This window comes from Brevundimonas sp. UBA2416 (assembly GCF_002343105.1).
Lineage (GTDB): Bacteria > Pseudomonadota > Alphaproteobacteria > Caulobacterales > Caulobacteraceae > Brevundimonas.
The window spans coordinates 1-407 of the sequence record NZ_DDRM01000025.1; the positions used below are offsets into that span (position 1 = coordinate 1).

A 407-nucleotide genomic window follows, 5' to 3' on the forward strand; every position below is an offset into this window, starting at 1 on the left:
GATCATGCCGGCGCCGATAAGGGCGATCTTCGCGCGAGCCATATTTGTTCTCCGGTAGCCTGCCGCGCTTCGCGCCGGTTGAGGCCGTATATGGGTGGGGAGGGAAAGCGTTGGCGGCGGTCTAGACCCGTGCGCTTTCGCCTGCAACCGTAACCCCGCGTCACCCGGAGCCGTCATGGCCAGCCTGCCCGAGATCATCGCCGCCGAGGACACGCCGGACGACCTGATCACGGTCGTCGACGAGGCCACGGTGCGGGCCGAGGTCGCGGCCTGGCGGGCGAAGGTGCTGAAGCCGCCCGGCCTGTGGGACAAGGCCACGCGCGGGACGCAGGAGCGGATCAACAGGGTCATCCCGGAACGGGTCCACGCGATCATCACCTCGGGCGTCGAGGCGATGACCCGGGGGA

At 69.0% G+C, this 407-nt stretch carries 1 protein-coding gene; it reads left to right on the forward strand.

Going from position 1 to position 407, the window contains the following annotated elements; translation table 11 throughout:
* Positions 1-175: 175 nt before the first annotated feature.
* On the forward strand, positions 176-407 hold a 232-nt coding region (locus tag B3E43_RS08550), incomplete at its 3' end, for an EcsC family protein (RefSeq protein ID WP_349677568.1).